The sequence below is a fragment of the Citrobacter sp. XY323 genome (genome assembly GCF_025106035.1).
Taxonomy (GTDB): domain Bacteria; phylum Pseudomonadota; class Gammaproteobacteria; order Enterobacterales; family Enterobacteriaceae; genus Citrobacter; species Citrobacter braakii.
The window spans coordinates 73,981-99,858 of record NZ_JANYUK010000018.1; the positions used below are offsets into that span (position 1 = coordinate 73,981).

Consider the following 25,878-nt stretch of genomic DNA (forward strand, 5'->3'; position numbering starts at 1 on the left):
TATTCGTTTTGATTAAGATTATTTGTAAAAATCCGCTTTTACAGCGTCTAAAATTTTTTTTCCATTCGTTGAGCGTCAAAATCTCTCACTGCCTTCAATAATGACCCGCCACTGTAGTATTCCGGTTCAGTAATGTCATCCTCTTTATTCAACCATTGTGAGGCGACTTCATTGCCAGTCTTATTTGTGCTCACATCGCTGTCCTGGTATTTAGGCATCATTACGGCATCCACTTCTTGATAAACGCCATTGCGTTTCACCAGAATTTTAACCGTTTTCGGTTTGCTGCGTTTTTCTCGCACTTTGTTAACCAGATACAGCACGGCAATCCAGCCTGCCAGCACATACAGAAATGTATTCATAATGCCCTCCTGTGTATGTGTCCATTATACCCGATTACGTTCTGGCCCTGATAGATGCGGTGTATGAAAAACAGACTTCCCTACCTTATTTGGCCTGCAGAAACAGGATATCAGGCTCCGGAGAAGACTGAATCTGCCAGCCACAGGTGGTGAGAAGCATGTCGAAAGCTTCTGCGTTCCCGGTGATTCTGACCGGAACGGGGGCCGTCTGTTTCCCCTCATCAGAAAACGCTTTTTTCAGTGCGGACTTGGGGATATATACGGCGCAGACGTCCGGGTTAAGGCTCTGCCGGCGTAACCGGAGCCATTCTGTATCGCTGAGCACGTGGTACACCCATTGCTGACTTTTGGCTGTTTCCAGCCCCCAGGTGAGCCGGAAGAGTTCAGTTTGCTCCATAATATTGCCGGTGGTGGAACGCCAGATGTAATCGAGCTTTCTGGCCAGCTGCGCGCGAACACCGAGCGACTGTCCCTGTTGGAGCATCCAGCGTATATCGGTGGCTATGTCGCGGGAAAAGCGGCGCTGCCGCTCTGCGTCGGCGAACCAGCGGACAAGAAACAGGTTCTCCTGCTGCTCAGACTGCACGCGCCCATTCAGTCTGGCCAGATGCAGGGCAATCATGGCACACCAGACCAGGTGCGCGGTTTTCTCGTTTTTTCCGTTAACAGACATAGTGGTCCTGACAATCGTATCCGGGCTGAATTATATGTAAGCTTTACGGTTGATGCGAATTAGCGGAGATGCGCGAAGCGCATAAAAGGCGCCAGATGATGTTGAATGTAGCTCTGCTGGTAAATGGCGCCGTAGCCCGGCGTAGCCGGTTGATCGATAGAGGATCGCTATTAACCCCCCCCCCCTTCCTTGCAAAGCCATAGCCCGCTTAAAACAACTCAGATGTTGATGTGCGCCGTCGGAGTGGTCACGACAAGGCGTAGCCGCAGTCGGGGCGTATCTCCGCGTTAGCGGGCCGTAAGGGCCGCTTATGGGCGTGTTACTCAATCCCTCCAGTCCACACTTCTGACAGCCACTCAGAACTTAGTTACATCATCCAGCATTAAAAGCGATGTAGTTCCCGGCCTTCGGCCGGGGCGGCGGCGCTTTTCAGTGGTGGGGAGGGGCTGGGTGGTTGGGTGGGCACTGGTTTTTGGCTAAATATTTTGGATGTTGTAACTATTTTATGATGTCTTTTGCCCGCCACTTGTTGGCGGGAGGTACCTTTGCCTTTTCCGAACCGGCGCGGACGTTAGTCCGCTGCAAGGGCGGTCATTCTCATGAGCCTGTCCACAGGGCGGGCGACGAACAGGTTATATATTTATAAGAGTGAAAGATTATGTATTTAAAAGAAGTACAGAGCAGGTTTTTAAAGGAAACCACGCACATTGAAAGTACACCGACGAGCACTCTGAAAGCATAACGGTTTTAACTTTATGTAAATTTCCCTTGCAGTTATATGTTGATAACTCAATCTGGCGACCGCAAACAGAGTCGACGGATGAATCTCGGGCCACTGCAGGTGAATTTCAGTGCATTTTTGAAGTTAAAACAGCGCGGATTGGGTAGATTAACAGACATGAGAGAGGTACAGACGTGAGAAATCCTCCGGCGTCAGCCGGATTTTCATTCAGGAAAAGCTATATGGGGACGGTGGCCAGTCGCGTGTAGTTGTTGCCGCGCGACATCAGCATGCGCTCTGTGACACGCCGCTCAAGTTCCCGTTTTATCGCATCGCCGCCTCCGGTAAAGCGACCGCTGGCGAGTTCTCGCGTCAGTTGCTGCTTCACCAGGGTTTCAATGTCCTTGCGGGTTCTGTCGACATCACGTCGCGCCCGTGCGCGCTTCAGTCCGTGCTGTTTACGTTCCGACTGATAGCTGCGGAACCGCTCGCGTACAAACCGCCAGGCCTTCGCTATCAGTTCATCCATCTGCAGCGGCTCCAGGCTCTGCTTTTTACGCAGCTTGTTTTCCCACTCAACGCGGCTGCGGCGCGCGGCCAGTACAGCCACGTCAGAAACATCGAGTGCGGAAAACAGCGCCGGCGTAAAGGTGATGTCGGTCGGAATATTACAGCCAATCTGCGGATCATATTCTGTCTGGTACGTTATCAGCCCCAGCTCAGCCAGAAACTTCAGTGCGCGTGTGGCACGGGTGATGGACAGATTACCGCTTTTCGATTCCGTGGCCAGGCCGCACTCGATGGCCAGATTGGTAATGGAGCGCTGAACGCGATTAGCCAGGGGGTCGTAGTGGAAGCATAACCCCTGCATCAGCGCATCGATGGCCCGACGACGCAGTACCGGCGGCATACGCTGCCGTTTACCCAGCGATCGCATAAATGCCACATGGATGGAAAAATCAAAACGGGATGTAAAACCTTCGGCTTTCGCCATCAGCTTACGACAGAACGGCAGAGTCTTTTTGTCCTCTCGCGGAGTGAACTCCGGCTCAGGATTTTTGACCTGTCTGTAAAAGGTAGGTTTTTTCTCAGTCACACCGACCTTTTCTTATGGCGGTCGGGTGTTGTTTTATATGGTGCATGCGTTATAATCCTTCACAGGCAACGCGCCTGCTTTTGGACCCCCTGATCTCTGTCTGATTCCGCCAAGACTCTACAGATTTCGGGGGGTTTGTGCATTCAGGCTCCGGAAAACTTTCCGTCACCTGTTCCTGAGCGTCTTATGGACACGCTCCCATCCACGTTCCTGCTTTCGGAAGTCCGCATTTCTTCCGAAATAAAGTTTTACCCCTCTCTGCCTCACCACAAAGCAGCCAATAAAGTTTGGATTAGGGCGTAAATCTAAAATTATTCAACAGAATACCCCACCACAAGGCATCTGTACGTCCGGGAAGTTTACCTTTTCACTCGTAAATTTTCCATACGAAAAGATCGCGGATCGTGACAGAAACCTATAGGATCTCGTTTAGCTGAGCAAGAAACACTCGAACTGCCAGAGGAGAGTGTGGCAATCCGTCAAAGCGCGTTACGCAGGATAGCCGCCCTGGCACGCAATAATGGGATTCTGTTTTGGCAGGATACATACCGGCATTATCAGACAACGTTTTCTGGCGGGAAACCGATATCAGGCCGGGAACATGGTGTTATCTGGAGGCTTTTTCGATAGCAGACTGCAGTCTTTCTGCCGGAATAAAACCAGGGAATACAGTGATTTTTTGGGGAGACGCACCACTGACGGGCATGACAATGATACCCGGGGTGCCGGTGAGACCCAGTTTGCCTGCCAGTTCCTTGTTTCGGGAAAGCGCTGGGGTAAAATTCTCTCCTCCCGGCCCCATCCAGCCAGCCTGACGGGAAGCCTCTGAAATATCGTTTGTACTTAGTCTTCCCTCATCATGGCCAGTTTTGTAAATGGCACTGTGGTATGTCATATACCCTTCAGCCCCCTTTTGCTTCCAGACAGACAATCCACGTTCAGCCGCCTTCAGGGAGTTTTCCCAGCGATCACCAAAGATTGGCAATTCTTTAAATACATACCGAACATCAGGATACTTCTGCATAACTTTTTCCAGGGCAGGTGCCAGCTTGCTGCAAAACACGCACTGGTAATCAAAAAATGTTATGACGGCTACTTTCGCGCGCTCTGGCCCGATAACGGGTGTGTCGGAATCATTCAATAACTCTCTCTGGTTGTTCATCACACGGCCGGCATAACGCAGCTGTTCCCGCTGTAGTTGATGTTCCTGAAGTTTTTTACTCACCGTGACCAGCACGTCGGGATGTGCCACCAGGTAGTCTGCTGCAATTTCACCAATTCTGGCTTCCTGCTCAGGTGTAAATGGAGACGGCTGCGCTGAAGCCTGTGCGACTGGATTTACAAAACAGGATGTTGCAACGATAAACAGGGATAAGTTCGTTCTCTTCATAAACGGTTTCTCGATTTCTATAGGGGATGGGGATTAGCGTTCTTTCTGGATGGTACGTGTCAGTGACTGTTCTTCACGCTCCGGTAAACGACCGTGTTCAATACTGTTTGTCTGTCGCGCTATATCTCGTTCATTACGGGCCAGTTCAGTCACCTGGCGGGATACACCAGAGATATCCGCACCACGTCCGGCATCAATCTCCTGCCCGGCACGCAGTAATTTTGCCGGATCAATCTCCTGACGTTCCTCTGAGGACGCGATACTTCTGAGGATATTTTTATCGGGTTCAGGAATGTCTTTTTGTCCATCAGCACCATAAATCTCCGGTTTGATGTTCAGCTCTTCTCCGGTCGGCTGAATTATCTTCACTGACAGCGGCTCTGCAGCTTCTCCCGATGATTTCCCGGCGCCGGCCGCCAGTGACTCTTCTGTACGCTTTCGGGCTTCGTCCTGTTCACGAATATGACTGATATCGACTGCGGAATTTTTGTCGGCGTTCTGTTCGGTTTCAGGCAGAATAATTTCTGAGGATTCACGGCTGACACGTTGTACACTGATTTCTTCGTTCTCACGTCTTTCTCCGCCACTGACTTTAATCAGTTGTGCAGAAAGAGACTCAGTGCCAACCTGCCAGAACACACCATCTTCCGGTCGATTGCGAACGGCATCGAGCGCAGCCGAAAGCTCACTTACAACGACCGTATTCCCCGACTTACTTCGCTGCAACAACGCTCCGCGGCCACGTTCACTCATCACCATACGTGTCTCGCCATGTGTCAGCCTCCCTTCATTGCTCGCAACCAGAGAAACCAGCGCCAGGCCTGAACTTTTGCCGTTGTTATCATAGACAGGCAGAGCGAGCGCAGGCTCCGGAAAGCGTCGGGTCGCCGGGATGATTTTCGCGGTAAGTGATGAGTCATGCATGTTCTGGTGTCGCAGCCAGGCTCGTCCAATGGCCGTCTTACTGACGGGTTGCCCCATTGACCAGATAGCTTTTGCCTGTTTACGCTGTGTTTCTGGCGCAAGCGCATCGTGGGCGGTTTTGATGTCACGCTCCGGGGATTTAACCGCGTCAATCCAGTCCTGCTTACCGTCTGTATAAATCTGGACGTGCTCCTTCACACGCGAAGCTGATATGTAAAATGCCCTGCGGGTAGCCAGAGCCTTACGCCCTTCTTCTGTGCCCTCCAGTGTTATCACGTAATCGGTACTGGCACCTTGTGCGCCATAGCCGGTTACTGCCCAGCCGTAGTCTATATGCTGCTGTGCGCGAACGTCTTTCGGGTTAATGGTTGTGTGACCTTTCTCGCCCTTAAGCCTGATATCACCTGTCTCACTGACAGATTCGACGGTATATCGCTTATTCGCTGTCTGACCCAGATCACGATCGGTCGCCGTAAATTTCAGTAAATCTCCGGCTCTGACTTCTATCTCCCGACGGTGAAACAGCTGCACGTCACCAGTAATAAGCTCCCGGGGTGAATAGAGGCCAATCCGGCCTTCTTCATCACGTACTGTTACGGTTCTGCCATTACGGTCAACGGCGAGGACATCCTGGTAACGATCGCCACGTTTCACCACCATTCCCGACTGCCAGGCCTGAGTCTGGTTGAACTCATGACGTGTATGCGTGATTTTCTCAAGCACAGGCACTCTGACCGCTTTCTCTCCCAGCTCTCCCCGTTCTGCCAGCGTGGCATGAATGCCGGCATTTACTGCTCTGCGGTCGGCGTTAAGCTGTGTAATGATAAGTGTGCGATCACGTGCATCCTGCGTCCGGCCCGTCCAGTCAGCCACAATATCATCCACCGGCGTGGTCGTTTCCTGAAAGGCACTGTCAGGCACGATCGCATCCACATCGCGCGAAACGCGGTCACCGGGCTGACTTTCAATTCGTTTCAGGGCTGCATCAATACGATTATCGATAATGTCATGCACCGCCCCTCGCAACTGGGCATCTTTCTGACGAACTATCTCCTTCATGATGGCCACGTCCATCGGACTGCGTTCCTGCATCAGTTTAAAAGGCGCGCCAACATCGACAGACTCAAACTGGTCGATGTCCCCCATTGAAACAGCGCGACCTCCCCCTGCAGCAATCGCCTGAAATAGCGCGGCTGTATCCTGATTTCCTGCCATTGAAGATTCATCAATAAGGAACACCTGCCCTTTATAGTCAGGTTTCTCACCACCGGCGGTCGCCTGTTCATGTTCCACAATAAAAGATTTAATGGTCTGTGCCCGAACGCCTACATCACTCATCTCCTTCACTGCCTGGTGTGTCGGAGCCAGACCTGTCAGTACCGGACGTACACCTGCTGGAAGAGTATCCAGTGCGGCAATAACAGCCTTAATTTGTGTGGTTTTCCCTACCCCTGCATACCCCTGAATTCCGATAAACTGGTCGGTACTGCCAAGCACCAGGGTGGTAGATTTTCTCTGACCATCAGTCAGGCCACTCATGACGGCTTCAGGGACATGGTCAAGTAGCGGTAGCTGCGTGTTTTTCCCCTGATCCACAACGCGCAGAATTGCCTTTTCCATCTCCCATGTTGAACGGGCAACCAGCTTAGGCTCCCCGCTGAGTGAAACCTGCAACAGTTCACCGGTTTTAAGCATCGAGTTAATTTCATCCCCGATGGCATCCAGGTCAGGGTGGTATTTCACAGCATCTTTTGCCAGAACCAGTGGGCTGAACGTCACCGTTCTCTGGTCGTTGACCGCACGCCAGACAGCAAGCCCTGCCTCTGTACGAACGCTGTCCTGCAGGGTTTCAACCGCACTACTGACGTTATCCTGTCCACTGAGTGTGCGGACCAACTGCACAGGGGACACATTCGTTTTCATCCTCTGCAACCGTGCTTCAGCTCTGTCCTGCACTTCAGCTGTAAAAATTTCCGCCCTGTGACCACTTTGCGCCAGAGAGTTAACCGTCTGACCTGATATATCCCGAGTGTTCAACGCGGCCAGAACCACACCACGGTCATTATCACGCCCACCGGGCGCACTGACGTAAGCATGGGTCACATACAATGGCTGGTTTTTGGGGAGCGTCAGCATGTCATTCCCTCGTCTGATTTCTATTCCTTTGTCACTGATCCCTGTAACCTCGAGACGGTCTTTAGCTTTAAGATGATGTTCACGGTCACCGGCAACAGCCAGAAGCTTTTCACCGGTAGACACATTCAGTGTTTCCCGGTTAAAAAGACGCCAGTCTGCGGTGACATCGCTTAATTTCATCCTGGTAAGCACTCCATCTCCGTCAATGAGTGAAAGTACACGGGTATCCTCATGCACCCGATCAATCACGTAAGACTGACGATTTCTGGAATCACTGCGGTCCTCAAGCACCATTCCGGGGCGATAAGAACCTGGCATGCGGCGGGTTCGCTGATCGAGCCAGACAGGGTGTCTGGCTTCAATATCCACACCGTCGCGTGCCAGTTGCCCTGCATTTTGAAGCGCATTACGAATAAGCCCTGTCAGGTGTGACTGTTCACGCTTTCCGATTACCACTGCAGTTACGTTTTCGCTACCGCCGTTCAGCTCTGCGAAGCGCGTGGCCAGTGATTCGTAGCGTTCGCGTTTGTCAGGGATACTGACCACCGAGGCTTCCAGACCTGGTGCTGGTTCTGTTCGACGGGAACGACTTATACCGGCTGACTCCAGTACCGACATGGCATTACCGTTAGCCTGACGCCCGGCGCTGTCGAGAAAGACCAGTTGAGCATCCTGCGCGCGGGCTTCACCCAGCAAAACCAGTGTTTCTTTCAGTCCAAGACGCTCTGCCCCCTCAATAATCAGCGTACTCTGGGGTTTAAGATGGAAATCGCCACTCAGGACATGCTGGCGGCTGATAAGTCTGTCACGTAGTGTGTCTGATTTTGCCAGGGATATGGCACGTTCTGCGGAACTGGCCAGAACCTGAACATCACGACCGAGTGCCGTGGAAATACCGGTTAGCTGAGTCGTCAGGTCGCGGATACCTGCCACCCCTGACGGAGCATTCATCAGTACCAGTGGGTCCTGCTCCACGACCGCCAGTGACGGCGGCGCATACTGCTCAGGTCGGGTAAAACTGACCACACTTGTGGATTTGATGTGTTCCTGGCTAAGAGCCTGAATGGACAGCTCATCCAGCAGGTGGATCCTTGAAGTAAAAACACCTTTTTCACTGTCCAGCGGTACAATCATGCCGTCTTTCAGTGACGCATCAATCGCAACACGAATATCATTCATGTCCGGGAGTTTTTCACTCAGTTCGGCCGTTGTCAGCATCAGTTCACCAAAGGTGAAACGTGTTTTATTGTCGCTCAGCTGCGAGATGGCCTGGCGAACAGCTTCGGTCACCTCTGGAATCGGTAATGGTTCCTCGAAGCGACCGTTCGTGGTGAGATGAATTCCTCTGTCACGCGGCTGAGCAGGTGCCTGTTTCTCTCCCGACACTTTACCCTGCTCCTGTTCCGTAGTTGTTGAGGTGCTTAATCCGGGCGTTACGGGAGTGTTTCTGAGTACGCTCACTGCTTCAGGTACCTTTTCCTGGCCTGTGTATTCAGAAGGTTGAATACTGTCCTGGTAAGCCCTGAGATCAAATCCCTTCTCTTTCATCTGCCCCAGCCAGCGCTCCATGAGGCGTAACCGGGAGGGATCAACTTTGGCCCTTCGGGTATCCTTTGCCGCCACGTCCCGGCTGCGTAATGTGGCCTCAGCGCCGATTGCCCCCTGAATTTCGCGTCCCCGCGATGAAAATTCTTCCCTGACTTCTTCCGGCACCCCCTTTATTTCCCACATGCCATGTTTACCGACTTCTTCTACCTCATGGCCCAGCGCCTCCACACGGCTTCGCAGTGCGCTGCGGTATATTTTCCCGAGCGTCACCTGCATTTTCATAACCGTCTCAATAAAACCGGCATTATGGATATAGTCAGTGGCCAGCGCTTTCCACTTACTATCCTGTTCTGTCATGTTGGCCACAAGAAGATGCGTGTGCAGCTGGGGATCAAGATTTCTGGATGTATCATGGGTGAATGCCGCCGCCACCATTTTGCCGGTATGAACGATGGAAGTGATCCCGTCTTTTGTATCACGGGCAGAAATCAGCTTCTCAACATAACCTGCAGCAATACGAACGGCATGGTTATGGGCTTCCAGCATCTCCTTATCGCCCCCAATGAGTGCCAGTATTGAGACGCTTTTGGGAGCTGAAAAAGTAAGATCGTGGCCCGGACGGTGTACATGGTTGCCATTAATTTCTTTACCCAGGCGGGAACCATCAGGCAAACGCCCTTCCAGTACGGCTGTCAGGTCATCTCCCCTGACCTGACCATCGAGGCCCAGCGCGTCAGCGCCTTCCCCCATCCAGAGGCTTTGCAGGTTACCGAGGAAATAATAGTTATCTGAATGGCTGTAGTAGCCAGCAGCATCGGCTGCCGAGCCAATAGGGGCGACTGACATCATAATTCAGGCTCTCTGTCGTCATAATATTGATCGTGTTCGCCATAACCCGGATCGTCGGGATTGCGATGCAATAAAATATTTTCTTCGTCCTGCGCGAGACGTTTATTCGTCTGGTGTGTTTCCGGACTGGTGTCTGTCCGGGCTGTTTTTCCCGACGTCGTGACCGTTATTCCCCCATCACTATTCGGGGTGATTCGTGCATCCAGGTTAAGCGTTTCCCCTGCCGCGCTCTCATCTCCCTGCTGATCGCTCCCTGATGCGTTAGGCCGTTGGCGCGCCTTTTGCAACATATCCAGGGCTGAGGCAACAGGCTGTTCAGTACCGGATGTACGATGGCGGAGACTGCGCAATGCCGCCGGCAGAGTGCTGTCCTGAACAACAGGATCGGGCACAACTGGAATGGCTGGTTCCCCAGAACACGGAGAGTCATTTGCAGAAACAGAAACTGAGGGCGTCGGTATTTCCTGTGGCGCATGCCGGGTAAAAGGCAGTGGGAAAACATTATTTTTCTCAACGGAGGAAACCTTCACGACACTTGATTTTTTTTCGGGGATCACTGGTGGTGAAATAATGTCTTCCTGCTTCAGCTCAGGTTCTGTGGCCCGGACAGGAGTAACGCCTGCCGGTGGCGTTTCTTTTTCTGAAACAATGGCTGAGGGCCGGGAAGTAATGCCTGTATCGCCTCCGGATGCAGCTGTATTAGCACCCGACTTTTCCAGTATTTCATCCCCGGTCGGGAAAGTCAGACCGGCAGCAGAAGCGGCACGCTCATTTTTTTTAATCACCTTTTCCAGTTCGGGACTCAGAGCATCGCGAATGTTTCTTTCAATCAGCCCGGGTTGATGTTTTTTCGGCTTCCGGAATTTGAGTTTCAGTCGGACAACCGGATATTCACCCGGCATACGGACATAAAAACTCAGGTTAGGCAGACGCATAATCTGGTCGTAATCGACAATTGGGTCGTTAACCTCATCCTTACCCAACGACACACCATCACGGACCTGATCCAGACCGTAGCTGTTCTGCTCACGAATTTTTCGTTTACGCTGATGCCCCAGTTCCTCTTCCACCACTTTGGCCATCTCCGCACTTGGGGAACGGCCATACATGCGGGTGTTCATCAGGTCGAATATACTTTTGGCCAGCTCACGACCATAAACGTGGATCATCTGTGCCATATTCTGCATTCCCAGGACAAAACAGCCGCCGAATTTACGCGCTTCAGCCATCGTTTCTGCCAGTTCGGGAATGCGCTGAAGGCTGGGAATTTCGTCACAGATAAACCACACTCGCCGGTCGCTGTTCTCCCCCATACTCTGTAAAAACATAGTGGCCAGTGATAACCAGAGAGATATCAGAGGCCGGACACTTTTGCGGTGTCGGGCCTGTGTGGAAATAAAGAGCCAGCTGCTGTCGTACTTCGACTGTGTCATCCATTCGCGGATGGTAAACGGGGGTTTGGTACCGTCATCCAGTCCCTGCAGGTATCGCAGTGATTTGGCATAGTTGGTGACTACTGAACGGATCGATATGGCGGTCTTTTCAATTTTCTCCTCAACCAGGTTGGCCGATGGGGTGTTGGCCAGATAATCACGCAGGCTTTTCATGCTGAGGGACAACAATGTCTTGAGAAATTTCTCAATGCTGCGCTCCGGGTCAGCAGACATCCTTATGGCCAGGTCAGCATAAATGGTCCGGGAACTGGATACCCAGAAGGGGTCGGACTCTCCTTCAACGGGGATAAGACTCGTTGCAAGGTTGTCATAGTCCACAGCATCAACACACTCTCCCCACATATCCCAGTTAGCGCAGCGTTCATCATGAGCGTTAAGAATGAAATCAGTGCGGGGGTTGTAGTGGGTTTCAGTAAATGTACAGCCTGAATCATAGATAATGGCCCGATCGCCACGTTTTCGGATGAACTCCAGCAGCCAGCGAATAAGAGTCGACTTACCCACGCCAATCGTGCCGTGGATCAGGAAGTTCATTACTTCGGCCATCCTGACCATGTGTAATTCACCCACACGTAAGTCGGACAGTTCTCCACTCTTACGCAGTAGCCGGTTCACCTCGGCCGGGTTTTCCGTCAGTTGCATGCCGGAAATATACTGGTCTTCACTTTCCTTGCGGCCAATGTCGGCAATGTACCAGGCGATGCCCACGAATACACACATGCTGAACACACCGCTGACCAGCACGGCCCACTGCAGTTCATTGAAAAACTGCTCCCCCATAGCCGTCATGTAAGGGTCTGTGAGTATCTGTGGCAGGGTCATTTTCAGAACCATCTGCGTCTGAGTGGCGGCATACCAGTAATGGATGTCATAGAGTTTTGGAGTGCCCGGCGGCATCAGGTTGATGAAGCTGCTGTTAATGCTGGAAAACCACCACAGTGAGCCGTTATCGAAAACCTCCTGTGGTATGCGTAAGAAAAAGATGACGGCTGCCAGCACAGCAAAAAGGATGAAGATCCAGAATCCTATCCAGTTGTTGACCTGAAAGAACATGCGCCAGCGATAGGCAGTCATCTGCCCACCCTGAGTGAGATTTTTACCTGCAAAGCTCATAGAATTTACCCGGCAGTAATCGCATCGCCAGAACGGCAACGAGATAAACGGTTGGTTAAAAAAAGAGATTCCAGCGCTCGCCGCAGACATGACTGCGCCTGTGCAGTCATGTGAGGAAGCGAAATATCACAGGAATAACGGCAGGCACTTACGCTCTGGAGCATAAATGCGCTATATTTATGCGCATACATAATGCGCAGAGGATTTAACAATGAATACGACTATGCGGTCGCGCAAAAGAAGCACCAATATTTCGCTGGATGCCGCCCTGGTGGACGAAGCGAAGATGCTTAACATCAATCTTTCAGCAGCCCTTAATTCTGCTCTTGAAGACGTGGTCCGTGCCGAACGTCAGGCCAGATGGAGACAGGAAAACAAAGCGGCTATTGATGCTATGAACAAATTTACTGCTGAACATATTATTCCCGGCAGCAGTGCAGCACTGAGAGTCTTTAAATGAATCAGGGGACCGTATTCAGAAGACTGGACAATCCGGAATATCCGTATTTCGTCATTGCGCAGTCCGATCAGTTAATCGATCTCAATACACGGGTCGTCATTCCTTTTGTCAGATGGCGCCAGTCATTACCTGGAATGAGCAAGATTAATCCCGTCGTTAACATCGATGGTGAACGATATATTCTGATGACGCAGCTGATTCAGACGGTCTATCTTCATGAGCTTGATGAGGAGGATATTCACAGTTACCGCCCTGAGATGAGAGATCTCATCGTCAGTGCGGTAGACTTTCTTGTTACAGGTAGCTAACTCTTAAGGACTATAGTGAAACCTTTTTCCAGCATACACTGACGCCAGGCTGAACCTGGATTTCCGTTATCCAGAAATTCAGATTCTACATATGAAAGGTAATCTATTTTTTGATCAAGTGCGGTTGTAATTCCGACACGGAGGTAGAGTGAATTGAGCTTTCTGATTGCTTTGAGCTCGGTTTTACCATTTTTCCCTACTGATGCAGACTGAATGGCTGCCGTACATTGGTCGGCTGCGGTTCTTTCTGAACTATATTCAGTTTGTTTATGGCCAGAGCAACCAGAGAGTATTACAGCTGTAGAAACTGCTATTAAAAAAATCTTAAGTGTATTCATGTTTTTTCCCTTAAAGACAATACTGATTCAGGGCAACAACTTAGTTAAAGTTGTCTACATAATGCCTGCGATAGACTTAGCCAGCTGCGCTTCCAGTACCGGTTTCGCTTCTTCAAACTTAAGATTGACCTTATTGGCATTAGATACCACGCGGGTCTGATATTTTGCCCTGTTCCCTTGTTCAGTGCTCGTCTGCACCTTAATTCCAGAGGTTCCCTGCTTTAGGGCGGCAACATTATCAGTGGTAACAGTAGCTTTACTGCGCTCAGAGATTTGCAGATCGGTCACCATCGTGTAGTTAATATCTTCGACCATCGCATCAGCGGCCATACCGATCAGGCCGCTGGCCAGGCCAACTCCGAGTGTGGCCCCTGCAGAACTTGAATTATACGCTGTGATACCTGCACCAAGAGCTGCGCCCATCGCGGCTCCTTCGTAGCCCGTTTTCAGGAAGCCCTGCGATTCACGCAGATCCATTTTCTCAGCCTTTAGAACGTTGGCCTGAATCCAGTAGTAGGCCGTATCCGGAGAACTGGAAACCCGGTAACCTTTTGCAGCCAGTTCACTGGTAATTTTCGCCTGCAGGCCTGACATGTCTTTGTCGGACGTATTGCGAATCTGGAGATAAACAGTCTTCTCTGAAGATGGTTCCAGCCAGATGGTTTCACTCATCTGGGTCTTCACGTCAAGATTGCGCTTTTTCACAGCAGTGGACATGGCTCCACAGCCCGAAAGTACCAGGGTAGAGGCAACTAAAGTTACAACTGCATATTGTTTTAATTTCATGGTTTATCCTGTTTGTTTTACCAGCGCATCATTTATCCTGAATTTCATCCAAAAATTCATTGATATAGCGCACTTTATTAAGAAAACCGAAAAAATGAATAACAACCAACACTTAATTGATAAAGGTTATTTATTAATGGGGTTATTCGTACAAAGCTATTATCAGCTTAACTACATGATGTAGTAAATCATCACACCCTTATGAAAACAAAGGGGCTGTCCGCCCCCTTGCTTGTAAGATTAATTATTTTGATGTTATATCTATATAACTTGTCATTTATTATAATTTTTCAACTATTTTTTTAATCTTCCCTAAAACAACACCTAAGCCATAGCGGCTAATCTCTGCGCTAATAATCATTTGCATGACTATGAACGAAAACATTAGCATAAACGGGGCTCCAACTAACAAATCAGGAGTAAAAATAGTAGCTACAGCAAGCAAAGCATTTGCAATAAATGTTAAAACCCCAAGTTTTGAAATTAAGCGTTTTAACTTATCTATAATTATTGAGTTATCACGTGCTTCCTTACCCAAAGATAGATAAGCAATTGCCTGTCCGTATAAAGCGAAACCTATGAATAATGAAAAGGCTATACTTATTGCGCCAAAACCAATTGCAAATCCATATTTGTCAAGTAAAGTAACCACATTATCGAAATGATTTACATACGGTTGATAAGTTATCGTAAGCCAAAGCATGGACAGGAGGTAACCTGCTACACTACTTAACGGCCATAACATGCTAATTTTTAATGCCTCTATTGGTTTGGCTAATTGTTTACTACCATCATTAATGCTGCCTACCAACATATGAAGATCATTTTTAATATCATTCTGTGTTATCACCATATATCTTCCCCTTTAACCAGCTCGCCTACGTAATTCGTTCAGCCTGGTTTTTATATCATCGTCATTTGCGTCTTGAGAAATGAATTTTTGGTTCCCCTTTTCACTCTCAAAGCCTGAAGCGAATTTACTTTGTGCATTTGCTTGCTCGTCTTTTAATATACCACTGGATGCTTGAACAGTGGATTGTTTTTTAGCAATTTCATCAGCAGAATCGTTGATATTATGCAGATTATCAGATCTTTGTTCCGCAGCCCTACGTTTCAAGTCATTTTGAGGCTCAAAAGTTTTTCCAGCCTGTTCACGCACTCTTTCCTGATTTTCCTTGAAAGAATCAGACATATCATTGCCTGTGATACGCCCGCCCGCGGCAGTTCTGTCAGCGGTGGTGTTTATCGCCGTACTTACTTGTTTGGTTTCAGAGGCATACTCGCTGCTACCTACTGAATGGTTTTCACCACGATGATTGTTAACGACTGGGGCTGAACGGTATTCTTCACCACCATATTGATTTCTAGTATGGCCGCTATGATTCTCAGCTGTTCTCATTGTCTGTCCATCGCTGTAACTATGTCCTGAATCTGCTAAGGACGATTCATTTGCTCGGGCAGAAGTATCTTGGCTTAATGGCATGTTCTGATCGCCATACAATCTATTACTCCCATATAAATGTGAGTCGCCAGAAGATGCACTAATTACCCCTTCTGAACTTTCTGACATATTGTAATGCCCACTCCCTTGTGTATCTGCAGGTCCTGTCATTTGCTGATTACTCTGCGCAGGATGCACAATATGTTTACCACTGAATGGTTCATGCTCTGAACCGGTTACAAGGTCTGAACGACCCTGCTGATAATCTCCGGTAATTTCAGGTTTCAGACGTTCATTCACAAACTCCATTGCCGCTTCGCGCGCACTTGGGGCACTTGTCAGCATGCTCTGTGCTTTGTCGCCATACTTATTAGCCGCCCAATCCACAAACTCCTGAGTGTAGTTGGTATCCAGGCTTGCACTCTGATTCTGTGCAATAGTGGCCATACGGCTGAACTCATCGCTTTGTGTTGAACTGCTTGTGTACTGATGATACTTACTTTCCGCATCATTAAGCGTGGCTGCAAATTGTTGAACATTGCTGGTTGCCGCATTCTCCGTATGATTTGAGCCATCACTCACTCGGCTACTGGTAACCATATCCATACCCTGACGGAAGTCATTAACTGCCTGGCTGTTCTTGTCATGTCGCAGATCTTGCGTATTGGAGCTAGATTCTTGTGTACCATGAGAACTACCACTGGCGCCTTTAACTTCAGCTCCACCATGTGCTTCGATGCTAACCCCTGTTGCCCATTTGCCAATTTTGCCAAATGCCTGGTCACCAGTACTAAATTTACCCTTCACGCCAGCATTAACACTACCTTCAACCGATTTTGACATAAGCTCATTGTATGCTTCCTGCGTGGAGATATTGTTTGCTTTGGCGTAGCTCTCCGCAGCGGACATCATCATACTTGCGCCACGTGTGGCATTCGTAGCCAGGCTATTTTCACTGCCTGAACTCAGGCTATCGCTGGTACCCGTTTGGTTAGACAACTGAGATAGTTGGGACCAGCCACTGGTCACGCTATGGTTATAACCATCCAGTGCAGTTTGTGCCTGAACCTGCGATTGACGCGCCGATTCCTGAAATCCACTGCTGGCCAGCTGGCTGAGTTTCATATTCACCGGGAGATTAGACATAGCACCAGAGCCATCAATAACAGTATGGCCACCGGCAGTCATTGTCTGTGTAGAACCATTATCAGCCTGCCATGTCTGTTGGCCCTGACGTTGTACCAGGTTTGTATCCATTTTGTTCTGGTTTACGTTGTCCATCGACATATTGTTAAACGACCAGTTTCCATCTGCAGTCGTGGAAGATACACCTGCAGCCGTGAAGGCCGCCGAACTAAGCATACCTCCTGCAACCTGTGATCCGATTGCCGCCGCTCCCCGGGTAAGGTAGAACGAGAGAACAGGAATCGAGAGTGAAAGATATCCGGCCAGATTTGCCACATCCGAATGCTGTAACGCCACAATATCTTTGTTAGAGAGGACGAGTGCCGTCCCTCCAGTTTTCGACTGCAACCAGTAATTTGAGGCGTAGTTAAGGATGGCGAACATGATTGGCCATAGCTGGAAATAGATAAAACCACTCACGTATATTTTCAGTGTATTCAGGCCGAATACACCGTGGTTAGTGGCCGCTAAAGCAATCATTAACGGGAAAAGACACACCAGGATCAACATCAGCAGTGATTGAGCAAATGGCAGTGTGCGTGTTGCCAGTTCGTTCCCTGATGCCCAACTGAGCCGTTGCTTAGTGGCCGCATTCTCTGTCGCCAGATTCAGCAAGTTTGCGGTATCTGACGAACGGGCTGCGAACCCTTTAATTCCCTGTCGTATCGCGCTGTTGGTGATATTGTTCTTCATAATCTGCGAGGCAGTCATTCCTCCGGCATAAAAGAAGCCGTAGCTGTCCCCCATCGCACTGGAAAGCAGTGTTGCTCCATTGATTTTATTGCCGAATATCTTCTGCGTCAGCCAGGTAAACGTGGCGCTGCCAGGATTAGCTTCAACGTTGGCCAGCGTTTTAATTTCCGCAGCTGCCTGTTGGCAGGTTATAAACTGCCTCGTTGTGGAGGATGTTTTAAATATTCCACGCAACGGGCTTGGGTTACTGGTGATTAGCGCCAGCGGATCGGACGAGTTAAGCAGCTGATTCACGGTGTATTTCCCGTTCAGCAAAATGTCACCAATTACGCAGTTTTCCACATAATCCGGCAGCATCTGTGCCAGTTCCGGGTTCTGTGTCGTGAAGTCACTTGTTTCGGCCACTATCTGTGAACCAAAAAGCATCCCCGTTTTGCTGTAGGTTACTGAGTCCGGGCGAGCCATCAGAGAATCGTATAACGAAGTCATCTTATAGCCGACACTTGTCGTCAGAGAGGCAATACCAGCCAGTCCAACCGGAACATTATCGGTTTTCCAGACAGCTGCAGGATCAGATATATCGATCACCTGAACGGAACGCTTCGGAACTAACAAAATCGTGGTAATAATCATGAAAACAGCCAGCCACTGCACAAACAACATCGGGTTACGTTGTTTGATAAACATGATCAACGCAGCCAGTACCCCGAAGGTTCCCGCCATACGCAGCAGCGTACTGAATGTACTAGATCCGATGAGAGTAACAACGGCGTCCAGCGCCGTTTTCCACATCCCCCCACCGTAAATGGTGTAAATCTCAAGCATCAGCGATCACCCCAATGGTAGTTGCTCTGGTATGAGCCGGAAACGATGGTGGATACCTGCTGTTGCAGGTACTGCATATTGCGGTCGATACCATCCAGCGCATTCTGATCTGCAGCTGACTGCAGTTTCATGTCAGCCAGAAGCCCCTGCGCGTGAATAACGTTGTCACGCAGCTTCGCGGCGGCTTCTTCCGGGAAATTTTTACCCGCCAGGGACATACTGGCCTGTTTAACAAGCTCCTGGAGATACTGAATCATCAGATCCTGCGCGATAAAATCCGACACCTGCAGCAGATAGGTCGCGCTCATTCCCATGCTCTGAGCGTTGGTCAGATATTTCAGTACCGGGACCGACGTGGTGTTCACAAACCCTTTTTCCTGGTCGGTCAACGGCCTGTCATCTACAAGTTTGTTCTGCATGGAGATCATCAGGTTTTTAACCAGGGTAACAAGAGCGCTTGATTCAGAAATACTGAGGTTGGTGACGACCGGATTAAGACAGAGTGAGGCTTCATCACATCCGTATACTTTCGCTGTACCACCGCGCATCAGGACTTTTATCAGGTCACGGTTATCAACCAGCGGCGTAAGAATAGTGACATCACCATTCCTGTTAAAAATGATTGAGCCGACGGTACTCATCACCAGTTCTTTCAGGGCGCGGTCACCACTCAATAATCCATTTTTGCTGAGTGAATCCCAGATGAGATTCTTGTTTTTCAACACCTGGTCTTTCTGCTTATCTCCGGCCCGCGACGTCACACTGTCGCTCTGCCCGCCGACCGTACACCCCTGACGCGATGCAGCCCAGTCCGCAAACATATTGGTTTCACCGGCAATGTCCTGACAGATCTTTTGTTGTGACACCTGTGTTACCGGCCATAACCCTCCTATGATGCCCTGTGCTGCCTGACACGAACTCATATTCATTGAGTTCACATCGCTGGCCAGTTTTTGCAGGAAGTCCTTAGCCTGTTTCAGTTCCGGGACCATCGTCTGCAAAGCAAGGTCAAAGGCATATCCCAGCGCGTTGCTCATGATCTGTTTAACAAAGCGCTGAATTTCTTCACCGCTAATCATGCTGAATGCACCAAGATAGGCATCAATTCCACCGCAGCCGGCATTGAGGGAGGGTAACTGCATCGAAATCAGTTGTACGTTTTTAACCGGATTTCGCAGATACACCGAACCACCTGAAAAGTAACCCGCAGCCTGTCCCTGCCATGCCTGCGCCTGCGAGACGTTTCCGCTGTACCCCAGACTGCCAAAAAATCCGTTCAGATCACCATTTACATCGGCCCGGACAGGGGATACTGACAGGCCCATAAAAAAAATACCTGTGGCTACTGCCAGCGACTTAATCATGCCCATGCCTCCTGAAAGCTGGTTTCTGAAGCGAAATCCGCAACGCATAATGTCCGGCAGTACAAGCCATAAAACCTGTGCTCAGTGAGATTAAGAGCAGTACCGGTATGTCCTGCAGAAAGGTACTCAGCTCAGATTTTGAAAGCCCCCCTGCAAGTCGGGCAACCAGGAAGCCATAAATTGTCGCGGATACCAGCAGCGTCACGCTGAAAAGAAGCCAGACGCGCTCGGTACGCGAGAACGCATACGAATGTGTAGTCATTTTGTAGTCCGGTTTTATTACTGAGGAGTGACCTGCGCACTTGCCGGCATGGGGGGCAGCGTTTTCGGATCAACATTGTCGAGGTCAGCTTGTATGAGGCTGGCCATCCGACTTTCAAGAACAGGAATATCCATCACACCCTGCGTTAGTGGATAAGCCCTGAGCGTGTTGACGTTCACCATGAAGGCCGTCGGTGTGGCAATCGGCAGACCGTTACCAAAGAAGGTGACAATCTCATCTGCTATAGGGGAAGCAGGGTCTGTCTTGCGTGGTATCATTGGCGAGGGGTATGACGGATCACCGCCTCCATCGAGCGTATAAGGATAAACTTTGATATCGTGCTGATCGGCCCATTCTTTGATTTGAGGGTCGAATTTTGCGCTGTACTGACAATGTGCTTGCATAAACAATACAACCGCATAGTCCTTCATATTAACCTGACGACCGTCAGGTAATGTCATCAGACTGAGTTTCGTCCCGGGAGATTGTTTTGTCAGGGCAACAACTTCCGGAGAATTTATTTTAGCCTCATCCATTGCGGCAAGTTCATCCCGAACACTGGCACTGGTTATCAGGGGAAACACCATCAACAGGCTGGCGGCGACTTTACCGATCATGCAGTACCTCCCTTATTTGAAAGGTTACAATCTTCAGTTTGCCATTCATGTACGCATGCGATTGTCATGAGTGTCACTGCAAGTGCCCACATCAGGTAACAGGTCCAAATCAACAGGTTTTGGGTGAATGTCACCGGCGCTGCAACCAGATAATCCAGGCACTTTGCTGCCACACCCCACCACAGGAGATGAACCAGTCTCACAAAGCATGATTTCATGATTTCATTCTCCTGAAGATAGAACGAGCAGGGATGAGCGCGCCACTGAATAACCACGAGACAAATAACCCCATAACCACAGACAGCAGATACAGTTGTCGTATGGTGCTATCAGTTTCCTTTTGCCATTCGGAGGCTGATTTCCGTCCGGTCAGGCATGTTGCTAAAAACATCGGTGAAGACTGTTGCAGAACGTTATCCTCTGCGGACAGGGATGGAATGGCCCGTTCATCAGGTAAGTCATCGTGAGATATCTTCGGTTTGTCACACACAGAGATATTGACCATCCCATCCGGAGCATCAGCGATAAGGGACCGGGCAGTCGAAAGGAAGCTGCCGGCAATCGAGTTGTTAAATGAAAGTGTGATAAACAGGAAAAACAGCACCAGAGAGGGCGCCGTCACCAGAGAAAAAAATGCGACACGCCGCAACGTGCGCGCGGCACGTATATATGCAAATTTATTCACGGGAAAATCCTTAAGAGGCGGGTCTGAACCCGTTGGATACATTAAGAAAGCGCTTGGCAAGTTCATCCTGCGTCATGAAGCCGTAGGACAATGCGCGATAGTTTTTCTTCTTGGGATCAACCAGAAACAGTGCCGGGAAATGCGTAATGTTCATAGAACGGACCTGACCTGAGTCAGGGCGGCTTTGTGGTAAGGAGGCTGCAACCTGTCCATCCACCGATACGGGGATCAGTGATATTCCATTGGATTTAGCAAAATCAGCAACAACACCGGCCATCTGTACATCAATGGGGTCGCTGCCACGGTAAAAATAGAAGAGGCCATACTGTTGTGACATCTCAGCTACCGCGTGCTGCCGTGCCTGCTGATCTCGCGTCTGAACAAACGGAGCCATACTGTTGTAATGCGGATACTCAAGATTGTAATCGAGATCCGGATGACTCAACTGGGCAGCCGCAAAAGACTGGCTGAACATTGATCCCCTGTCAGTCCAGAATTTCTGCCAACGCAGGAATGTGGCTGTATTTTCCCTTGTCGGATACAGGATGGCGCGATTAAGCGCCTCCATTGTGTATCCTCTGAGTACCTTTGCCTGTTCCTGGGCAGTCATTTTGCTGAGGTCAGGAATGACTGGCGGCGCGGGTTGTTGTTGTTTTTGTGGCTTTTCAGGCGGGGTTTTCGGTTCGTTGTACCAGAACCAGCCGGTAAAGGGAGCTGCCGGTTTCACAATCTCATCTGCTGTTGCAGGCAAACTGACCGTCAGCACCAGGAGAGCTGTTATGAGTTGCCTCATTTTTTCCCTCCCTGACCTTGTTGTTGCTGTACCTGAGCCGCGATTCGGTCTTTTACCTGTTTCACCATCACAGATGAATCCGGGATTTTTTGGTTATCCATCAGGTCACTGTAGAAGTCAGAAAAATTAATTAAGTCAAAATTAATATTCTGCAATTCCGGGATAGTGATTCCCCGACAGTCAGGATTCTTACCGCTTCCAAACCCAACACCAAGCTGATCGCGACGCCCCTGCTCCTGAATTATACGAGCCAGTTTTCCCTCGAACACGCAGTAAACTTTACTCTTCTGAAGACAAACACCCAGAACCTCACGATCGCAGCGTTCACCAAGACTGACCGTAATCTTTTTCGCTTTTGCTTTACCCAGCGCCAGTTCTTCACTGTTACAAGCCGACAGCCCTACATCCTGGCCCCATCCGGAGTCTTTACAGCAGTTAGAAAAGCCGGCAATAGCTTTGCGGCAACTGGTCACTTTCCCGGTAAATGCCCTGACATCCATTGCATTCTGACCCTTTTTAACATCATCTGCCGCAGATGCCAGTCCAGCCAGTTTTGACACTGCCTCGTCAAAACCACTGTCCCCGGCGCCATCCGTGTCACTGCAGTCCCCCGTTTTACAAAAGTATTCACCACCGCAGATAATTCCACCTGAAGTGAACTTACGCTGACATTCGTAGTTAACCCTCTCATGCTCGCAATAACTTCCGTTTTGAGTCAGACACTGCGTTCCCGTCACGGTACACGCTGGATCATTCATCAGTGGCTCGCAGGTACCATTTGAACCTGACTGAACCAGATACTGATCCAGATACTCCCAACAATCACTCCACACCTGCTGGACAACACCATCTATAGTCACAGGTCTGTATCCTCCGGCCTCTGAGCAGACGCTGGATACAAAGACAGGAGCGCTTTTGGCTGCAAGCACACCTCTGCTCTTTTGAAATCCACAGGATTCAGTCCATTCCACTTTTGGTACGCTGTTATTTTTCTTCACCCGCAGAACCAGACGGATAGACATCGGGACATGTCTATAAAATTTCTGTCGGCCCGAACCGTCCCTGAGTTCATGCGGATGAGATGACGTAAAAGCAACGCCGGCGGTCAGCGTCGCCGGTACGGGTGTGAAGCTGACATTCTGGTAATTGCCTTTATTGTGCCAGGGAATTTCTGCCCCCAGAATGGAAACATTCATGAAGAAACGGGGTTTATTTCCGGTGTTATTTTGCCATGAATAAGTGGCCTGAATAATTTCCCCGCTCACCTGGGGAACGATGGTGACGATATTTCGTCCGTTAATTTCCTGCATGGGTATATCGTAGAGTTCGTATTGCAACGTCTGAGTTTCCCAGGTGGAATCCCCCTCAATTACAATTTTTGCAGTACGGCTACAGCTTTGTTCTATCCAGGCGTCACGCTCGCAGGTGTATTTCTCGAATTCAGACTTTGAAACGTTCGTTTCCTGACATTGTTGAGGATTTCCGGTTCCGTTGATCATTCCGTCAGCATTTGATTCTGCATCCTTACCTGCTGTAATAAAAGGAGCATTAGGATCGATAACCGGTAACGGGTTTTTTGTTCCGGCATCGATAACTGCCTGACCAGCATTACTGTTCAATAACCCTTCCATGCCCTTATTGACAAGTCCACCATCATCTCCGTTTATTCCGCCGTAATACCCTGTTTCAGGTGGATTTGATGTATATCCAGGGATGCTTCCTGTTACTGAATCCGGATTATTCAGGCTATTAGTTCCCTGCCCTTTATTTCCTTTTCCAAATTCAGCCCCAGAATTAAAAGCATCGCTGGTTGTATCAGCCACGGCCAGTAACGGCAAAAGGAGTATCAGCCCTCCCCAAAATGCTCTCATTCTCCCTCCTTCAACAACCGTTTTGCTGTTGCTGCACAGTCTCCACGTTCAGCCACTCTTTCCAGGGCCTGTCTGAGAGGAAGACTGCCGCGAATCACATCAAAATGTCCCGGACAGGTCACTACCAGAGCAGGTATGGCGGTAATGCGGTATTCGGAATACAGTGTCGGATCTATTTGCACACCAATATTTTTATCTTCTTTAGCCAGTTCAAATATCGTCGCAGCGGTCTGACGCATATCGTTGTTAACCAACCCGCGAAGAGTAGCGGGAATGCCATAACGGTTTGCATCACGAAGCATGGGTAACAACCCCTCACGGGGCAGGCCCAGACTGACAAAATAGATGGCGGGGAAAGTACGCTTCTCCACATTCTGGCTGGCCTGTTGTTGACGGTTAATATCCTCCTGAAGACGGTTAATCTGTTTCTGTTGCTCGATTGGGAGGGGCAATGTCTGGCCCTGAAGGTTCTGTTTAAATACTTCCAGCTCCTGCTGTTGCTGTTTGATCCACGACATATCCCTGACGGACACAGCAGACTGCTCACTGGCTGATACAAACGGGGTGCAGAATATAAGAGTGCAGGAAAGCAGCACCCGGCACTTTAATGTTTTCATTGTTTATTCCTTACAGAAAAACGCAGTTACGCTTGCGCCAGAAGAGGTAACCGAAATTCTTTTTCGAGTTTGGGGAATTATGTTTAATCCCCCAGGTTTGAGTGGTAGCACCAAACGCATGGCAATTTGTGCTCTCAGGGAACATGTTCACCATCTGATAACGCCAGCGGTCTTTCGGAATGATGGGAGACGGATACTGATTACAGACGGCGTTATCTGCACCAATGGAATTCCAGACCAGGCCTTCACGATGCATCTTGAACGCCATACGCTCACTGACAAGAAGTGATGATTCCAGAGGGGAAAACTCACCGCTGGTAAAACCTGTCATCGGATACATCGATCCCTGACTACCTGCACACCAGAATAAAGGGGCCAGAGGGCGCCCGGCAGCGCTGGCCACAGAATCCGCAGCGCAGGCCGCCTGTGCAATCAGATTACCGAAAAGCGACGCTTCCGGATTAATCATCATGGACAGCGTGCTGTCATTCCATAACGGGTCAATTTCAGAGAGGTAAGCGATATCCAGGTCCCCTGTTTGCAGACAACCAAGACTGGTAATAATGTTGAGCCAGAAAATCAGAGGGTATTTGTACCAGTGGACATGGTAGAACGTGCCTGCAGCAGGACGGTCACTCTGACCAGCAGTTCCTGTTCCTGTCCGACCGAGATCAATTTTAAATCCGCCCATGTTCACCATAACGCCAGGTTCACGGGTCACATCAACCATCGCCATCGGTTCCCAGAATCCAATCGCCAGCCCAATACGGTAGAGGATTCCAACAGGGCAAATTTGTATGGGAGACGCGGGATTACTGGTGTCAGGCAGCGGACCGGAGGCGAGCTTGATGTTACCAATTGACATCGGGAACATGCACTTCCAACAGATATCGGAAATTGGATTTACCCATCGCCCCTCACCAGCATTACTGGAGGCAAAAGCCTGAGACGGTGTACAAACCAGCACCAGAAGTAATGTGGCGAACCAGACAAAGCGCCTCATGCTCTCCCCCGAAGCCACACACAAACCGGACCGTCTTCAGTGTCATGTATTGAACCAATAAACCAGCCATCTTCTGAAGGAACAGAAGGCTGCCATTCACTGATATCAGATGCTCCGTTTTCCCAGGCTTCAATAACCTGCGGAGGCGCATCGTTTTCCAGCCAGCGAAGTGCACAGACAAGTTGATTCATGCGTAACCATTCATTGAAATCGGCCTGGGAGGCCTCATCACATGAAGGCTTAAAGTAGTGTGGGTGAGTCCAGAATCCGTTATGGTCACGGATCACTGCAACCGCTTTTACAGGTTCAGAGTAGGTCATGGGGATCTCCGGATGTGCCACCATCAGAGCTGCTGGGGCTGGAA

The 25,878-nt window shown here is 49.7% G+C and carries 20 protein-coding genes; 2 read left to right on the forward strand and 18 right to left on the reverse strand.

The genetic code is table 11. The features are described from left to right. Positions 1-47: 47 nt before the first annotated feature. The 6 genes from N0B36_RS22005 to traD form a co-directional block, all read right to left on the reverse strand. Positions 48-362: a hypothetical protein gene (locus tag N0B36_RS22005; RefSeq protein WP_259688961.1), complete on the reverse strand. Its 315-nt coding sequence runs from the start codon at positions 360-362 to the stop codon at positions 48-50. An 85-nt stretch (positions 363-447) separates the two neighbouring features. After that, complete coding sequence (locus tag N0B36_RS22010) at positions 448-1,035, reverse strand: DUF2913 family protein (protein WP_259688962.1); 588 nt, start codon at positions 1,033-1,035, stop codon at positions 448-450. Positions 1,036-1,994: 959 nt separating this feature from the next. Further along, positions 1,995-2,852, reverse strand: a complete 858-nt coding sequence (gene repA / locus N0B36_RS22015) for an incFII family plasmid replication initiator RepA (RefSeq protein WP_151216494.1) — start codon at positions 2,850-2,852, stop codon at positions 1,995-1,997. 607 nt (positions 2,853-3,459) lie between these two features. Continuing rightward, complete coding sequence (locus N0B36_RS22020) at positions 3,460-4,242, reverse strand: DsbA family protein (protein WP_259688963.1); 783 nt, start codon at positions 4,240-4,242, stop codon at positions 3,460-3,462. A gap of 33 nt (positions 4,243-4,275) precedes the next feature. Next, complete coding sequence (traI, locus tag N0B36_RS22025) at positions 4,276-9,699, reverse strand: conjugative transfer relaxase/helicase TraI (protein ID WP_259688964.1); 5,424 nt, start codon at positions 9,697-9,699, stop codon at positions 4,276-4,278. Beyond that, positions 9,696-12,266, reverse strand: a complete 2,571-nt coding sequence (gene traD / locus N0B36_RS22030; protein ID WP_259688980.1) for a type IV conjugative transfer system coupling protein TraD — start codon at positions 12,264-12,266, stop codon at positions 9,696-9,698. The genes traI and traD overlap by 4 nt, the downstream gene beginning before the upstream one ends. 211 nt (positions 12,267-12,477) lie before the next feature. Between traD and N0B36_RS22035 the strand changes: the two genes are divergently transcribed. Further along, positions 12,478-12,726 carry a type II toxin-antitoxin system CcdA family antitoxin gene (locus N0B36_RS22035; protein ID WP_049271083.1) on the forward strand — a complete coding sequence of 83 codons (249 nt, stop codon included), beginning with the start codon at positions 12,478-12,480 and terminating at the stop codon, positions 12,724-12,726. After that, positions 12,723-13,034, forward strand: coding sequence for a CcdB family protein (locus N0B36_RS22040; RefSeq protein ID WP_259688965.1), 312 nt, complete (start codon positions 12,723-12,725; stop codon positions 13,032-13,034). Before N0B36_RS22035 ends, N0B36_RS22040 begins: the two co-directional genes overlap by 4 nt. On the opposite strand, the gene N0B36_RS22045 is transcribed toward N0B36_RS22040, so the two are convergent. From N0B36_RS22045 to N0B36_RS22100, 12 genes are all read right to left on the reverse strand, one after another. Then, positions 13,031-13,372 carry a hypothetical protein gene (locus tag N0B36_RS22045; RefSeq protein ID WP_259688966.1) on the reverse strand — a complete coding sequence of 114 codons (342 nt, stop codon included), beginning with the start codon at positions 13,370-13,372 and terminating at the stop codon, positions 13,031-13,033. The two genes, N0B36_RS22040 and N0B36_RS22045, sit on opposite strands and share 4 nt — an antisense overlap. A gap of 54 nt (positions 13,373-13,426) precedes the next feature. Further along, a complete protein-coding gene (gene traT / locus N0B36_RS22050) occupies positions 13,427-14,158 on the reverse strand; it encodes a conjugal transfer complement resistance protein TraT (RefSeq protein WP_151216544.1) in 732 nt (243 codons plus the stop codon). 280 nt (positions 14,159-14,438) lie between these two features. Next, the gene (locus tag N0B36_RS22055; RefSeq protein WP_259688967.1) at positions 14,439-15,011 is read right to left on the reverse strand and encodes a hypothetical protein; all 573 of its coding nucleotides are present in this window, start codon (positions 15,009-15,011) and stop codon (positions 14,439-14,441) included. A 12-nt stretch (positions 15,012-15,023) separates the two neighbouring features. After that, positions 15,024-18,302: a conjugal transfer mating-pair stabilization protein TraG gene (gene traG / locus N0B36_RS22060; RefSeq protein WP_259688968.1), complete on the reverse strand. Its 3,279-nt coding sequence runs from the start codon at positions 18,300-18,302 to the stop codon at positions 15,024-15,026. Beyond that, entirely contained in the window at positions 18,302-19,666 is a 1,365-nt protein-coding gene (traH, locus tag N0B36_RS22065; protein ID WP_057064242.1) for a conjugal transfer pilus assembly protein TraH, read from the reverse strand. The genes traG and traH overlap by 1 nt, the downstream gene beginning before the upstream one ends. A gap of 279 nt (positions 19,667-19,945) precedes the next feature. Further along, complete coding sequence (trbB, locus tag N0B36_RS22070) at positions 19,946-20,545, reverse strand: F-type conjugal transfer protein TrbB (RefSeq protein ID WP_119173772.1); 600 nt, start codon at positions 20,543-20,545, stop codon at positions 19,946-19,948. Positions 20,546-20,759: 214 nt separating this feature from the next. Then, positions 20,760-21,230, reverse strand: a complete 471-nt coding sequence (locus tag N0B36_RS22075) for a hypothetical protein (protein ID WP_259688969.1) — start codon at positions 21,228-21,230, stop codon at positions 20,760-20,762. A 10-nt stretch (positions 21,231-21,240) separates the two neighbouring features. Further along, complete coding sequence (traF, locus tag N0B36_RS22080; RefSeq protein WP_061548431.1) at positions 21,241-22,023, reverse strand: type-F conjugative transfer system pilin assembly protein TraF; 783 nt, start codon at positions 22,021-22,023, stop codon at positions 21,241-21,243. After that, the gene (traN, locus tag N0B36_RS22085) at positions 22,020-23,894 is read right to left on the reverse strand and encodes a type-F conjugative transfer system mating-pair stabilization protein TraN (protein WP_259688970.1); all 1,875 of its coding nucleotides are present in this window, start codon (positions 23,892-23,894) and stop codon (positions 22,020-22,022) included. Before traN ends, traF begins: the two co-directional genes overlap by 4 nt. Further along, positions 23,891-24,511 carry a type-F conjugative transfer system pilin assembly protein TrbC gene (trbC, locus tag N0B36_RS22090; protein ID WP_061548356.1) on the reverse strand — a complete coding sequence of 207 codons (621 nt, stop codon included), beginning with the start codon at positions 24,509-24,511 and terminating at the stop codon, positions 23,891-23,893. The genes traN and trbC overlap by 4 nt, the downstream gene beginning before the upstream one ends. A gap of 10 nt (positions 24,512-24,521) precedes the next feature. Then, on the reverse strand, positions 24,522-25,514 hold the full coding sequence (gene traU / locus N0B36_RS22095; protein WP_061548355.1) for a conjugal transfer pilus assembly protein TraU: 993 nt from the start codon (positions 25,512-25,514) through the stop codon (positions 24,522-24,524). Continuing rightward, positions 25,511-25,834, reverse strand: coding sequence for a hypothetical protein (locus N0B36_RS22100; protein ID WP_057102329.1), 324 nt, complete (start codon positions 25,832-25,834; stop codon positions 25,511-25,513). The genes traU and N0B36_RS22100 overlap by 4 nt, the downstream gene beginning before the upstream one ends. Between the last annotated feature and the right edge of the window lie 44 nt (positions 25,835-25,878).